This window comes from Lebetimonas natsushimae (assembly GCF_002335445.1).
GTDB classification, from domain to species: Bacteria; Campylobacterota; Campylobacteria; order Campylobacterales; family Nautiliaceae; genus Lebetimonas; species Lebetimonas natsushimae.
Window position 1 is genome coordinate 427,470 of record NZ_BDME01000001.1, and the last position, 15,232, is coordinate 442,701.

Consider the following 15,232-nt stretch of genomic DNA (forward strand, 5'->3'; position numbering starts at 1 on the left):
ACTAAAAAAGATGGTTAATTGCGTGCATATTTAATTTATATCTTCTTTTTGGCAATTTGGTGATGATGTTTTTATCCTGAAGTTCTTTAAAAATTTTTATAAGGGTAGGTTTGCTTATATCTATTCTTTTCATTATTTCGGGGTAAGAGAGTGAAAAAGTATAATCTTCGTCCAATGCATTTACTATCACTTTAATAACTTCTAACTGTTTGCTCTCACACATCAGTGAAGCTATTTTAAATAATATAGTTGAGTTTTCAAGTTCTTTTTTTTGATATTTTGGCAAAAGTACTTCATACATGCTGTCTAATAATTCTTTTATTTTTACAGGTTTTACAAGATAGTTTGATGCTTTTTGTTTTATAGCTTCAAGCAGATAATCAGTTTCTGTATAGGCAGTTGTTAATATAAAAGGAATATTGTAGCCCTGTTTTTTTAAAAATGAAATAAACTCTATTCCGTTTTTGTCTTCTATTAGAATATCACTAATAATTAAATCGATGTGATTTTCTTTTAGTATTTTATAAGCTTCTTGTGTATTGCTGGCTAAAAATATTTTTTTTACAAAATCCTGGAGGATTTCTCCTAAATTTTCAAGTAAATTTTTATCATCTTCTATATATAAAATGTTAAAATTTTTTAAAATATCATAATTCTTCATTATTGTCCTTTGGAAGTATTATTTCAAACATAGCGCATTTGTAAAATTTATCTGTACCCATTTTATGAATAATGTTTTTAGCTTTTATTTTACCTCTCATATGTGAAATAATCTGATTTGCCATATACAATCCAATTCCAGTGCCCTGCTGTTTTGTTTTTGTTGTGAAATAGGGGTCGAATATTTTATCTATTATGGATTCATCTATACCACCTGCATTATCTATTACACTGATAATTATATCTTTTTTTGTTTCTTTTATTGTTATTAATATTTTTTTTTCTTTTGTTTTTGAATTCAAAAGTGCATCAATGGCATTTGTTATTATGTTAATACATACGTGAGATAGTTCATTGGGATAACCTAAAATTTGAATATCTTTTTTAATATCTATTTTTAAATCAATATTGTTTTTTTGTAAAATAAAAGAAAGCAGTTTTTTTGTTTTTTCTAAGCATTGTTTGATAGAAAATCTTTTTTTTATTTTGTCAGGTTTAAAAAAGTTTCTGAAATCCTCTATAGTTTTTGACATATTTTCCGCAATCATTAAAGCTTCTTTTGTTTTTGTTTCAATATATTTACTATCAAGTTTTCCAAGTTCGTTTTTTATCTGAAAAGATTCGATAATCATAGATAAATTTGCAAGAGGCTGTCTCCACTGGTGTGCGATGTTTTGGAGCATTTCACCCATTGCTGCAAGTTTGCTTTGTTGAAACATAATTTTGTCTTTTTTTCTGATTTCTTTAAGTTTTTTTTCTATTCTTTTCTCAAGTGTTTTATTGATTTCCTGCAGTTCTTTAGTTTTCTCTTCTACTTTTCTTTCAAGCAGTAAATTTATATTTTTAAATTTTTCAATTATCAAAATTAAAAGGGTAATGGTTATAATAAATACAATTATGATGCTTATAATTGATGCTTTTATTGCAAAAGAAAATTTTCTGTCGGTATTGTTTTTTTGTATGATGGCTTTTTTAAGATTTATATTAATTAAATCAGATAAATAGATATTTATTAAATTTATTTCATTATAAAGTTTGTTTATGTCAATACGTTTTGTTGTTAAAAATTTATTTAATTCGTTGTCTATTTCTTTTTTTAATTGTTCTATGTTTTTGAATATCAGATACTCAAACGTTTCTTTTTTTATAGATTCAATATTTAAATATTCGTTCCATTTTTTCTGGATTAAAATATTTGCAAGTTTTATAACATTTTTAGCTTCATCATAATTAATTTCTTTTCTTTTGTATTGTAATACAGTTTCATAGATATTTGTTTTATATAAATCTTTTATGTGGGAGAGTAAGATTGAAGTAACAAGTCTTTTTTGAAAAAGTGTATCGATATCATGTTTAAATGAAAATATAGTATATTGGGAAGCAAAAATAATGCTTAAAAGAAGTGTCGCTGTTATAAAGATAATTAATTTTGTTTTTTTTATAAAATTTGTTTTTATAAATCTGTTAATCATTTTATCTCTTTGAAAGTATTGTTTTCAAATTTATATAAGTATGTTTTATTTAATAATTGGTTATTTTTAAAATTTATTGTTAACCCTTTTAAAAAATTTTCAGGTGTATTTATAATTATTTTTTTTAAATGGTTTGTCGTATATGGAAAATTTAATTTATTTAATGCATTAATTAAAATTTTTGTTGCAAGATACGATTCAAATCCGTAAAATGTGGGTTTGATATTAATATTTAATTTTTTTAAATCTTTTAAATAATTTTTAGCTTCGGGTATACTGCTGTTATAATAAGGTACAACTTCTGAGAAAAGAATATTTTTTTTATTTTGAATCAGCGTAATGAGTTTATCCGGATTAGCAAATGATATTGTAACGAAAAATGTGTTTTTGTCTATTTTTCTGTATTTTGTAATAAATTTAGCAGCAATTTCCGCGGTAGAGCCAAGTATTATAACCTGAGGTTTTGATGCAGATATAGAATTTAGGGCAGAATCTATTAAATAGGTGTTTCTTTCGTATGTGCCTATACTGGAGAGGGTTAAATTTTTTTCTTTTAATTTATTATATAAATGCAGGTATATTTCATTTCCATAATCATCATTTTGATATAAAAGTGAAATGTTTTTAATGTGTTTTTTTAACAGATAATTTACAATTGTTGAAATTTCATCTTTATATGAAGCCCTGAAATTAATAATGTTTTTATTTTTTCTTAGAAATTCAGCTCCGGTAAAAGGTGCAAAGATAAAAATTGAATGCTCATTCACAAAAGGTAAAATTTCTTTTACCGTTGGTGTTCCTGTCAAACCGTAAAATAAAAATGATTTATTATAAAGTTTTATAATATTTGCTTTCATTAAATCAGGCTCGTATTTGTCATCTTTAAAAATAAATTTTATTTTTTCTTTACTATGGTGGTTTTTTAAATATGCTAGAGTTCCATATTTTATGTTTTCTCCCATATTTTCCATGATACCGCTAAGAGGCAGTGAAGATGATATTACATACTCTTTTGGATGTTTATTAATAATATAAATTAATGAAATTATCAAAAATAAAAAAAGAATTAATAATTTTTTCAAAATACCCCTTTAAATTTTACTTTTTAAGCTAACTTTAAGTTTTAAAGTGTTATAATAGCATTAATCAAAAATTAAAAGGTTTTTAAATGATTGAATATGCTTTTTATACAACCAAGCCTTTGGAATTTCCACTAAGCGATAATATAACAGTAATAAACGATTCAAACACTCCTACAATTATATCAAATTCAAAAAAAACCAACCCAATAGTTTATGCTCCAGAAATTAATTTTTATATCAATTCTTCAAATGCTGAAGTTTTGGAAAAAATCGATGTAATAAACAGGCTTTATGAAATAAGGGGTATTAAATTAGATTATGCAAAATTTAATGAATATAAAAAAGAAATTAAAAACAGGCTTTTAATAATTGGAAATAAAGAAGAGGCCGAGCAATTTGATGATTTAAAAGAATTCGAAAAATATTATGCCTTGCCTGAGTGGATAAAAGATATTGAAGGTACTATTGGAAATTTAAAGTTTATAATCCAAAAAGGAAATGAATTAATTAATCTTGAAGTAGACCAGGCAATATGGTTTAATGCCCCGGAAGTTGCCTTTAAACAAAGGGGAATTGTAGACCCTAGTGATGTAGGAATTGAAAAAGCAAAAGAAATAATAAGAAAAAGAGTTGGAATTTATGAATACAGAAATTATATAACATATAATAAAGATGTTTGTCAGTATCATCACAGGGTATTAAAAGAAACATGCGGAAACTGCGCAAATGTATGTCCTACAAACGCAATTATCAAAGATGATGAAACTAAAGAGCTTGTTTTTTCCCATATAGACTGTGACGGATGCGGCGGATGTGTAAGTGTGTGTCCAAGCGGGGCGCTCGATTTCAGTGCAATTCCAAGGGATGGTTTTTATGAAATTTCAAAACTTTTTGAGGGATTTATTCCTTTTATTATCCCGGAAGATATGGTTGAAAATTTGGAAATTGAATTGCCTAAAAATATAATGCCTTTTGTAATAGAGGGGAGAAAATTTTTGGATGAGGTTCATTTACTCACTCTATTTCAGGACAGCGGCGCTCAGATTGTGTTTTTAAATGATAATTTTTCAAAAGGTGAAAAAGAGGCTATTAAATTGATAAACGAAATAACAAACAGAAAATTTGGCAAAAGTGCTGTTTTATTTACAGATAATCCAAAAGAAGCAGAGGAACTTTTAAACAGGGCGGAAAAAATTTCTGAAGCAAAATATGTCATTAATGAAAATAATTTAAGTAAAAGGGAAATTTTTTCAATCAGACTTTCACATTTGATTGAAAACGATGATTTGGGGGTTATTGATTTAGGGAAAAATAACTATATCCATTATGGAAAAATTGAAATTGATGAGAGTAAATGTACCTTATGTATGGGGTGTGTGAGTGTATGTAATGTCGGAGCATTAACCGCCCATGATGAAGACGGGACTTTGAAATTTGATGCCTCAATGTGTACAGCATGCGGATACTGTGAAGTTGCATGTGCTGAAAAATGTTTGAAAGTAATTCCTGATAAGCTTGAATTAAACAAAGACTTTTTCGGACAAAAAGTTATGGCAAAAGATGAACCGTTCTGTTGTATAATGTGTGGAAAGCCGTTTGCTCCGAAAAAAGCGATTGAAAAAATTGCAGCTCAGCTTCTTCCGATTTTTACTGATGAACTTAAGAAAAAATCAATTTACTGCTGTCCTGAGTGTAAATCAAAACTTTTATTTAATGAGTATATAGAAAGGAAAACAAATGCTAAATAAAGACTTAGAAAAAGCAAGGGCTTTTTATTACGGATTTTTTTCAAAACTGTTTACTTTTATTGATGATGTTAACAGATTTGAAGGTGTAAAAGAGGCTGCAAAAATATTATATCAAAACGCAATAGAACCGAATTCAAAAGAGGCTCTAAAACATTTTATTGAAAATTTTGATGAAAAAAAACTTGTGCAGGAATTTGATGATATTTTTTATGATTTGGCAAACGATCCGGTGCCCACTACTGCTTCTTTTTATGATGAAGAGATAGAAAATGGAAAAATGAGGGTTAAAATGGTTGATATTGTTTTGGCTTCTAAATTTAGGAAAAATGAAAAATTCAGTGACACTGAGGATGATATAGGATTTATTTTGCCGTTTATGCATTATTTAATTTTGGAAAAAATAAACGGTGATGAAAAAGCTGCATGGCTTGAAGAAAAAACATTTGATGTTTTAAATACTTTTATCGATGATTTTATTGAAAATGTTTATATGCATACAGCCGCCAACCTTTATAAAGATGCAGCAGTTGTTTTAAAAGCTTTTATAGAAACTGAGAGAATGTATCTTGAAAAACCAAAACCGAATATTGAAAAAGTTTCTAAGAAAATTGATATTAAAACTGTTCAGGATGAAGAGGCAAGAATTAGAAAAGCTAAAAAGAAAAAAAGTGAAGAAAACCTTGTATGTAACTTGGAAGAAGGCGGTGATGTCGAAGATGAAGTTTAGGGATATCCGCAGGGCTTTATGAGCCTTGCTGTTATCTCTAAATGAGATAAATCCAAAAAAGGAGTTTAAATGAAAAGAAGAAGTTTTTTAAAAGGTGCACTGGGGATTGGTGCCTTGAGTGTTGCTTCTTCTACATTGGCTTTTGCAAAGCCTGAAGAAGGAGATTATGGAAACGGAGTGGTCAGAGGCCATTCTCCAAAAAAAGAAATCCTTTACAAAAAAACCAAAAATTGGGAAATTTATTACAAAAATGCAATATAAGGAGAGAAAATGAGCTCACAAGAAAAATTAAACGTTAAAGTGGGCAGAAGGGCATTTTTAAAAATGGCTGCACTCTCAGGAGTTGCAGGTGCAACAATGCTAAATGCTGCACCGGCTGTTAGAAGTGCAAGCGATGAAGAATTAAAAAGCCCTTACCCAGGTAGTAAAAAAGTTAAAACTGTATGTACTACATGTTCAGTTGGGTGTGGAATTATTGCAGAAGTTTACAATGGTGTGTGGGTAAGACAGGAGGTTGCTCAAGACCATCCAATCAGTCACGGAAGCCACTGTTGTAAAGGTATCGATTCAATCGATAATGTAAGAACAGAAAAAAGAGTTAAACATCCTTTAAAAAAAGTTAACGGAAAATGGCAAAGAATCAGTTGGGATCAGGCCATTAACGAAATTTCAGAAAAAATGCTTAAAATCAGAAAAGAGAGTGGTCCTGATGCAGCAATGTTTTTAGGGTCTGCAAAAATGAGTACAGAGCAGGCTTATTATTTTAGAAAATTTGCTGCAATGTGGGGGACAAACAATATAGATCACCAAGCACGTATTTGACACAGCGCAACAGTCGCGGGGGTCGCGAACACATGGGGTTATGGCGCTATGACAAACCATTTGGGAGATATTCAAAATTCTAAAGCAATTATAATTTTTGGTGCTAACCCAGCAGTTAACCATCCGGTAGGATTTAAACACATTTTAAAAGCAAAAGAAAGAAATAATGCTACTTTAATTGTAATAGATCCAAGATATACAAAAACTGCTGCAAAAGCAGACCTTTATGCAAGAATTAGACCGGGTACTGACATTCCATTTATGTACGGTATGCTTCATTTAATATTCAAACACGGCTGGCATGATGAGTCATTCATTAAAGACAGAGTGTTTGGTATGGAACATGTAATAAAAGAAGCAAAAAAATGGACTCCGGAAAAAGTTGCAGATGTAACAGGTGTTGATGTTGATACATTAATTGAAATTACAAGAGCTTATGCTACAAGTAAACCTGGAACATTAATTTGGGCAATGGGTCTAACTCAGCATTCAATTGGTTCATCTAATACAAGAATGGCTCCTATATTACAGCTTTCTTTAGGCAATATGGGTAAATTCGGTGGTGGATGTAACATTTTAAGAGGACATGATAATGTTCAGGGTGCAACAGATATGTGTTGTTTATCACATTCACTTCCTGGATATTACGGATTAAGTGAAGGAAGTTGGAAATATTTTGCACATAACTGGGGAGTTGATTTTAAATGGCTACAAAGAAGATTTGATACTCCAAAAATGATGCATACAAAAGGATTTACACTTGCTAAATGGTGGCAAGGAGTACTTAGAGAAGAAAAAATTTATCAAAGAACACCAATAAGAGCTCTATGGGTACAAGGAAACGGTATCACTTCAATTGCCCAGACAGCAAAAGTACAACAGGCTCTTGATAAATTGGATTTATTGGTTGTTGCAGAACCGTTTGCAAACGAAGCTGCGGTAATTACAAATAAAAAAGACAATGTTTATATTTTACCAACTGCAACTCAGTTTGAAAGTGAGGGAAGTGTTACTGCTACAAACAGAACTGCTCAGTGGAGAAGTAAAGTAGTAGATCCACTTTATGAATCTAAAACTGACGAAGAAATTATGTTTGCATTTGCTAAAAAATTCGGTTTTTATGATGAATTTGTACGTGGTATGATGATGGGTGTAAGAAACGGAAAAGCCGTAAAAGTTAAAAATACATTCAAATGGCCAGAAGATGCTACAAGAGAAATTGCAAGAATTATTAAAACTATCGGTTTAACAGGTTGGACACCTGAGAGACTAAAAAGACATCAGCAAAACTGGCATATGTTTGATGAAGTAACCCTTAAGGGTATAGGTCCTATGAAAGGCGAATATTACGGATTGCCATGGCCATGCTGGACTGAAGATCACCCTGGAAGCCCAGTATTGTATAACATAGATATTCCAGTAATGGAAGGTGGAATGGGATTCAGGGCAAGATTCGGTACTGAATATAAAGGTCAGGATTTATTGGCAGGACCTCATGCAACTATTAAAGGTGCAAAAGTAAAAGGCGGATATCCTGAACTCACAAAAGACAATATTGAAAAAGTTCTTGGTATTAAACTTTCACCAAGAGAAAAAGCTATTATGGGTAAAAACTGGAAAGTCGACTTAAGCGGTCTTATTGCAAAATATGCTCTTAAAGCAGGAGTTGCACCATACGGTAATGCAAGAGCAAGGGCTTATGTATGGACATTCCCAGATAAAATCCCAATGCACAGAGAACCGCTTCATACACCAAGATATGATTTGGCTAAAAAATATCCGACATATCCTGATAAAAAGAACCATTACAGGGTTGATACAAAATATATGTCAATTCAAAAAACAGATTGGGCAAAAGAATTCCCAATTATTCTTACAACAGGAAGACTTGTTATGTACAGCGGTGCCGGAATTATTGAAAGAAGTAGTAAATACCTTGCTGCATTGGTTCCTGAAATGTTTGCAAGTATTAACCCAGAACTTGCTTACAAATATGGAATTAAAGACGGTGATATGATTTGGATCCATTCACCAGAAGGTACAAAGATTAAAGTAAAAGCAAGATTTACTTATGCAGTGGCACCTGATAGGATTTTCTTGCCATATCATTTTGCCGGAATTATGCAAGGCGTTGATATGAGCGATAATTATCCAGAAGGAACTAAACCGTATGCGATTGGTGAGAGTGCAAATACAGTAACTAACTATGGATACGATATTGTTACCCAAATTCCTGAGACAAAAGCCGGATTAGTCCGCATTGAAAAAGCGTAAGGAGTAAGATATGTATGAATATGCAAGAATGAAATTTTACTGCGATGAAGACAGATGTATAGAATGTAATGCCTGTACAATAGCTTGTGCGGAAGCACACGAATTACCTGTGGGCATTCATAGAAGAAAAGTAGTTACATTAAACGAAGGAATTGAGGGTAAAGAATTTTCCGTATCCATAGCTTGTATGCACTGTACTGATGCACCTTGTTCACAAGTTTGTCCGGTTGATTGTTTTTATATAAGAGCGGACGGAATAGTTTTGCATGACAAAGATAAATGTATAGGTTGCGGTTATTGCTTATACGCCTGTCCTTTTGGAGCTCCTCAGTTTCCAAGAGACGGAGCGTTTGGAATTAGGGGAGTTATGGATAAATGTACAATGTGTGCAGGTGGTCCTGCTCCTACTTTTTCTGAAAAAGAGTATCAATTATATGGTCAAAACAGAATTGCTGAAGGAAAAGTACCTATGTGTGCTGCGGTATGTTCAACTAATGCGTTAATAGTCGGAGATGCTGAAAGCGTTTCTAAAATAAAAAGAGAAAGAGACGCAGCTAAAGGTAAAGGGCCTATGACTCCATACGGATGGGATCAGGCGTATAAATAAGGAGTTGTTATGAAAAAATTACCGCTTTTTAGCGTAATAAGTCTTGGTTTTTTATATGCCGGAGTTGTTCCATTAGTGGAGCCAAATATGGCTCCACAGCATCCTGGAAGTAGACTAATCTCTCCAGAATTAATCGAAGCAATCCCTTCTTGGCATAAATATGGAGAATTGTTTTTGTATTTGCAGACCCATTGGGTTAAACTTTTATTTTTAATTGTTTTATTGGCAGTTCCTACAGTTTTTTTGCTTCATTATTTAATTGTAGGTCCTAAAATTTTTTCCCATGAAGGTAGAAAATTTTTAATTTTTCCTACATGGCAGAGAATTATTCACTGGATAGCTGCTTTAGGATTTATTTTATTAGTCCCTTCAGGATTTTTTATTATTTATGGAAAATATTTTGGAGGCGGTACTCCTATTAGATTTATGAGATATATGCACGATATAGGGGCATTTTTATTTGCACTGGTTGTAATTCCTATGACCGTAATGTGGTTTAAAGAAATGCTCCCTCGTCTTTGGGATATTAAATGGATGATGATACTTGGAGGATATTTAAGTAAGGAAAAAAGAGAAATTCCTGCAAGTAAATTTAATGCTGGACAGAAAATGTGGTATTGGGTTGCAATGTTTGGCGGAATGGTTATGATTATAACAGGTGTTATGATGTATTTTCAGGATTTTGACATAGCCCTCCTTAAAAAACTGAATTTATATCAAATTGATCTGTTAAGATTAGCCATTATGATTCACTTAGGATTGGCGTTGTTGATTGTTGCGTTCTTTTTTACCCATTTATATATGTCTCTTTTTGCCATTAAAGGTTCAATAGAATCTATGATAGATGGTTGTAAAAGTGAAGATGAGCTTAAACATTTACATTCTATTTATTATAAAAAGATTATTAAAGAAGGCAAAGATAAAGAACTTGCCGAAAAATGTAAAGATTAAAACAGACTAATTTTTTAGTCTGTTTATTTTTATTGCTTTTTTGGATTTGTCTCATTAAAAATATGCAAAAAATGCATAAAAAAATATGCTTTTTTGTCATATAAAAAACAATTTTGTTTTTTTTTATGCAGTAAAATATGCAAAATTTCCATAAAAGGGAAAGAGTGAAAAAAATGTTAATTGCACTAGCAGCTTTGGTTTTGTTTGCAAAAGAGCAGATAGTTGTATTTCATGCGGGAAGTCTGAGTGTTCCGTTTTCGCAGATTGAACAAAAGTTTGAAAAAAAATATCCCCAGTATGATGTTGTAAGGGAAGCGGCCGGGAGCAGGGCGTGTGCCAGAAAAATTACAGATCTGCACCGCAGGGCTGATGTAATGGCGAGTGCTGATTATAAGGTAATTGATAATTTATTAAGACCAAATTATGCTAAATTTAATGCATTATTTGCAACAAATGAAATGATTATAGCATATACTCCGCATTCAAAATATGCCGATAAAATTAATTCAAATAACTGGATGGATATTTTGCTAAAACCTGGTGTAAAAGTGGGACATTCAAATCCTAATTTGGACCCGTGCGGTTACAGGGCAATGATTGTAGCTAAACTTGCTGGGATTTATTACAACAGACCAAAATTTTTTGATGAATTGTTTGGTTATGGGGATAGTTATGAAAACGGAGAGGAAAATAGAAATAAAGTTGTAGTCAGACCAAAAGAGACAGATTTATTAGGTTTACTTGAAGCCGGAGCATTTGATTATCTCTTTATTTATAAATCTGTTGCAATGCAGCATCATTTAAAATATATTACATTGCCTCCTCAAATTAATTTAGGGGATAAAAAATATGCCTCCTTTTATAAAAAAGCAAGTTTCAAAATTACAGGCAAAAAACCCGGAACTTATATTGTAAAAAGAGGTGCTCCTATGGTTTATGGGATTACAGTTGTTGAAAATAAAAAAGAAGGACTCCCTCCTCATGAAAAAGGTGCTGTTTTATTTGTAAAATATCTACTTTCTCCAGAAGGTCAGGCAATAATGAAAAAAAACGGCCAGGGTGTGATTAATCCGCCTATAATTGAGGGAGATGATAATATATTAAAAAAATATTAAAGGAGACAAAATGTTTATAGAATTAAATGACAGGGTTTACATCAATTTAAATAAAATTACAAGAATTAAAATAGATGAAGTACAGGATGGTATAAGGGTTAGATTTTATGAAGGAAACGACCAGGTTGCAAAATCTCAAAGATTTGAGAGTGTAAAAGAAGCAAAAGAATGGATTAAAAATAAACTTTTAGGATAAATATGCTAAAACTTGAAAATATTTTTTTAAAAAAAGGCGATTTTATTTTAAATCAGATTTCGTTTGATGTAAAAGATAATGAATATGTTGTAATACTTGGAAAAACAGGAAGCGGGAAGACTCTGCTTCTTGAATCCATAGCCGGTTTTCATAAAATTGAAGGGAAAATTTATTTTAATGATAAAGATGTTACAAACTTTGCTCCTGAAAAAAGAAATTTTGGATTTTTGTATCAGGATTTTCAACTTTTTAGAAATTTAAATGTTGAAAAAAATATCCGTTTTTCAGAAAAATTTAAAGGAAAAGATAAAAAATTATTTGATGATTTAGTAGATTTCTTAAATTTAAAACATCTTTTGAAAAGGGATGTTTTAAGTTTAAGCGGAGGGGAAAAACAGAGGATTGCACTTGCAAGGGCGATATATTCAAGACCTAAAATACTGCTTTTGGATGAGCCTTTAAGTGCGATTGACCCGACTCTGAGAAATGAGATTATGAAAAATTTAAAACAGCTGCCTGAAAGATATAACATTTCTGTAATTCATGTAACGCATAATTTCAGGGAAGCTTCTTACTTAGCTGACAAAATAGGAATAATTTTAAAAGGGAAGCTTTTACAGTTTGATGATGCCGCTCAGGTTTTAAATTCTCCTGCTTCTTTGGAAGTTGCCAAATTTTTAGGGTTTAAAAATATTTTTGAGCTCTCAATGTTAGGATTTGAAAATTCACATAAATATTTTTCAATAGATCCTAATTTAATTTATCTCTCAAAAGAAAAAAAAGATTATGATTACTGTTTTAGTGGCATAGTTGATGAAATAATGGGAATTACCGATCATTACAAAATTTATGTAAATGTTGATGGAAAAATATTTTTTATAAAGGTTTCAAAAAATTATTTTAAAGAACTTGATATAAAAAAAGGTGATGAAGTTTTTGTATGTTTTAATAAAAAAGATATTGTATTTGTTTAGGAGGATGGATGAAAAAAGTTTTTATAGTGCTCGGACTTATTATATTACTCTTTTTGACACTTCCGTTATGCAAACTGATTTTTGGTATTTCTTTGAATCAATACATTAATACCGTCAACGATAAAGAAGTTATAAATTCCATTTTTTTGACTATGAAAGTTTCATTTTTATCTACTCTTTTTGTTTTTTTTACAGGGGTGCCTTTAGCGTATCTGATCGCAAGAAACACTTTTTTTGGAAAAAGCGTGCTAGAGAGTATTATAGATATTCCCACAATGGTGCCGCATACTGCGGCTGGTATTGCACTGCTTATGACATTTGGGAGTGATGGAATTGAAAATTTTTTAGATAAAATAGGTTTAGGGTTTGTTGATTCAACTACCGGTATAATGGCTGCAATGATGTTTTTATCGTCCCCGTATCTTATTAATTCCGCAAAAGAGGGATTTAAAAATATTGACCCAAAAATAGAAAATGTGTCTCGTTCGCTTGGGGCTTCTTTTTTTTATACCTTTGTAAGGGTTGTTTTGCCTCTTGCTAAAAAGGATTTGATAAACGGAATGCTCTTAATGTGGGCTAGGGGACTTGGAGAATTCGGAGCAGTTGTAATTATTGCTTATCATCCTATGGTTGCGCCTGTTTTGATATATGACAGATTTATAAATTTCGGACTCAATTATTCTGCTCCGGTTGCTGCTTTAATGATTGTTCTTTCCATAATTATTTTTTCTGTTATTAGATATCTGAATAATAAATTTTTTTAATGATATAATTTCAATAAAAAAGGTATTTAATGCAAGAAATTATTAGAAACTTTTCCATTATAGCCCATATTGACCATGGAAAAAGTACACTTGCCGACAGACTTATAGAATTTACCGGAGGAATTAGCGAGAGGGAAAAAGAAGACCAGCTTCTTGATACAATGGATATAGAAAAAGAGAGGGGAATTACCATAAAAGCCCAAAGTGTAAGGCTTAAATATAAAGGTTACATTTTAAATTTAATAGATACTCCGGGGCATGTGGATTTTTCACATGAAGTTAGTAAATCACTAAAAAGCAGCGAGGGTGCACTTCTTGTAGTAGATGCAACTCAGGGGGTTGAAGCCCAGACTCTTGCAAATGTTTATATGGCGGTTGATAATGATTTGGAAATTATACCTGTTATTAATAAAATAGATTTGCCAAGTGCCGAGCCTGAAAGGGTAGCGGAAGAGATTGAACAGACTATTGGGATTGATGCAAGCGAAGCAATTTTAGTTAGTGCAAAAACAGGAATTGGAATTGAAGAGCTGCTTGATGCAATAATTGAAAGAATTCCAGCCCCTAAAGGTGATGAAAACGCTCCTACAAAAGCACTTATTTATGACAGTTGGTTTGATAATTATCTTGGTGCTATATGTTTAGTGAGGGTGTTTGACGGGTCTATAAAAAAAGGGGATGAAGTTTTGGTAATGGGTACAGGTAAAAAACATAAAGTATTGGACCTTTTCTATCCACATCCTCTTAAAAAACTGAAAACTGATGAAATTAAAACGGGAGAAGTCGGCGTAGTTGTAATGGGACTTAAAAATGTATCCGATATCAGGGTGGGGGATACCATTACAAATGCTAAAAATCCTGCAAGTGAGCCTGCAGCTCCTTTTGAAGAGCCAAAAAGCTTTGTATTTGCAGGGATTTATCCGATTGATACGGATAAATATGACGACCTAAGAGATGCGCTTGAGAAACTCAAACTAAATGATTCATCAATTACATTTGAGCCTGAAACATCTCACGCACTTGGATTTGGATTTAGGGTTGGATTTTTAGGCTTACTTCATATGGAAGTGGTAAAAGAGAGGCTTGAGAGGGAATTTGGAATAGAGCTTATTGCCACCGCCCCAAGCGTTACATATAAAGTAAAACTCACAGACGGAAGTGAAATTGAAATTTCAAATCCATCAGACCTGCCGCCTCCTAACAAAATAGATAAAATTTACGAGCCTTATGTAAAAGCTACAATCTTGACTCCTAGTGAATATGTGGGGAATTTAATCCAGTTTTTGAATGAAAAAAGGGGAATTCAGCTAAAAATGGATTATCTCTCCCCTGAGAGGGTTTTGCTTGAGTATGAACTGCCTCTTAATGAAATTGTGACTGATTTTTATGATAAATTAAAAACCTTGACGCGTGGATATGCTAGTTTTGATTATGAGCCTATTGGATATAAAGAGGGTGATTTGGTTAAAATGGATATCAGGGTTGCTGGGGAAATTGTGGACGCTTTGAGTGTAATAGTGCCGAAAAACAAGGCTGAGAGAAAGGGAAGAGAATTAATAAAAGTTATGAAAGAACTAATCCCAAGACAATTATTTGAAGTTGCAATTCAGGCGAGCATCGGAAATAAAATTATTGCACGTGAAACTGTAAAAGCTCTTAGAAAAGATGTAACGGCGAAATGTTACGGTGGGGATATAAGCAGGAAAAGAAAGCTGCTTGAGAAACAAAAAGAGGGTAAAAAAAGAATGAAAGCAATAGGAAAAGTGAATATTCCTCAAGAAGCGTTTTTAAGTATTCTAAAAATTGATTAAAAGTGGATATTGACTAAATGATAAAAATA

Annotated in this window: 14 protein-coding genes; 11 read left to right on the forward strand and 3 right to left on the reverse strand. The window is 31.7% G+C overall.

Translation table 11 applies throughout. The annotated features are described in order from the left end of the window. Window position 1: 1 nt before the first annotated feature. From LNAT_RS02465 to LNAT_RS02475, 3 genes are read right to left on the reverse strand one after another with little or no spacing between them, the layout of a single operon-like run. Entirely contained in the window at window positions 2-661 is a 660-nt protein-coding gene (locus LNAT_RS02465; RefSeq protein ID WP_096258338.1) for a response regulator, read from the reverse strand. Continuing rightward, window positions 648-2,132, reverse strand: coding sequence for a sensor histidine kinase (locus tag LNAT_RS02470; protein ID WP_096258339.1), 1,485 nt, complete (start codon window positions 2,130-2,132; stop codon window positions 648-650). The genes LNAT_RS02465 and LNAT_RS02470 overlap by 14 nt, the downstream gene beginning before the upstream one ends. Continuing rightward, entirely contained in the window at window positions 2,129-3,214 is a 1,086-nt protein-coding gene (locus tag LNAT_RS02475; protein WP_096258340.1) for an ABC transporter substrate-binding protein, read from the reverse strand. The genes LNAT_RS02470 and LNAT_RS02475 overlap by 4 nt, the downstream gene beginning before the upstream one ends. An 86-nt stretch (window positions 3,215-3,300) precedes the next feature. Between LNAT_RS02475 and LNAT_RS02480 the strand changes: the two genes are divergently transcribed. From LNAT_RS02480 to lepA, 11 genes are all read left to right on the forward strand, one after another. Further along, window positions 3,301-4,962 carry a 4Fe-4S binding protein gene (locus tag LNAT_RS02480; RefSeq protein WP_096258341.1) on the forward strand — a complete coding sequence of 554 codons (1,662 nt, stop codon included), beginning with the start codon at window positions 3,301-3,303 and terminating at the stop codon, window positions 4,960-4,962. Beyond that, the gene (locus LNAT_RS02485) at window positions 4,952-5,689 is read left to right on the forward strand and encodes a TorD/DmsD family molecular chaperone (RefSeq protein ID WP_096258342.1); all 738 of its coding nucleotides are present in this window, start codon (window positions 4,952-4,954) and stop codon (window positions 5,687-5,689) included. The genes LNAT_RS02480 and LNAT_RS02485 overlap by 11 nt, the downstream gene beginning before the upstream one ends. A 69-nt stretch (window positions 5,690-5,758) precedes the next feature. After that, window positions 5,759-5,950: a twin-arginine translocation signal domain-containing protein gene (locus LNAT_RS02490; RefSeq protein ID WP_096258343.1), complete on the forward strand. Its 192-nt coding sequence runs from the start codon at window positions 5,759-5,761 to the stop codon at window positions 5,948-5,950. Between the two features lie 9 nt (window positions 5,951-5,959). Next, window positions 5,960-8,785 carry a formate dehydrogenase subunit alpha gene (locus tag LNAT_RS08925; protein WP_274519585.1) on the forward strand — a complete coding sequence of 942 codons (2,826 nt, stop codon included), beginning with the start codon at window positions 5,960-5,962 and terminating at the stop codon, window positions 8,783-8,785. Window positions 8,786-8,795: 10 nt separating this feature from the next. Next, window positions 8,796-9,392 (forward strand): formate dehydrogenase FDH3 subunit beta, encoded by a 597-nt coding sequence (gene fdh3B / locus LNAT_RS02505; RefSeq protein ID WP_096258346.1) that lies wholly within the window; start codon window positions 8,796-8,798, stop codon window positions 9,390-9,392. A 9-nt stretch (window positions 9,393-9,401) separates the two neighbouring features. Then, window positions 9,402-10,343, forward strand: a complete 942-nt coding sequence (locus tag LNAT_RS02510; protein ID WP_096258347.1) for a formate dehydrogenase subunit gamma — start codon at window positions 9,402-9,404, stop codon at window positions 10,341-10,343. A 173-nt stretch (window positions 10,344-10,516) separates the two neighbouring features. Continuing rightward, window positions 10,517-11,458 carry a tungstate ABC transporter substrate-binding protein WtpA gene (gene wtpA, locus LNAT_RS02515; protein ID WP_202970427.1) on the forward strand — a complete coding sequence of 314 codons (942 nt, stop codon included), beginning with the start codon at window positions 10,517-10,519 and terminating at the stop codon, window positions 11,456-11,458. Between the two features lie 10 nt (window positions 11,459-11,468). Further along, window positions 11,469-11,654 carry a sodium-dependent tyrosine transporter gene (locus tag LNAT_RS02520; protein WP_096258349.1) on the forward strand — a complete coding sequence of 62 codons (186 nt, stop codon included), beginning with the start codon at window positions 11,469-11,471 and terminating at the stop codon, window positions 11,652-11,654. A 2-nt stretch (window positions 11,655-11,656) separates the two neighbouring features. Further along, window positions 11,657-12,628 (forward strand): ATP-binding cassette domain-containing protein, encoded by a 972-nt coding sequence (locus LNAT_RS02525; protein WP_172413484.1) that lies wholly within the window; start codon window positions 11,657-11,659, stop codon window positions 12,626-12,628. Between the two features lie 8 nt (window positions 12,629-12,636). Then, window positions 12,637-13,392, forward strand: coding sequence for an ABC transporter permease (locus LNAT_RS02530; RefSeq protein WP_096258351.1), 756 nt, complete (start codon window positions 12,637-12,639; stop codon window positions 13,390-13,392). A gap of 29 nt (window positions 13,393-13,421) precedes the next feature. Continuing rightward, window positions 13,422-15,203, forward strand: a complete 1,782-nt coding sequence (gene lepA / locus LNAT_RS02535; RefSeq protein ID WP_096258352.1) for a translation elongation factor 4 — start codon at window positions 13,422-13,424, stop codon at window positions 15,201-15,203. Window positions 15,204-15,232 lie beyond the last annotated feature (29 nt).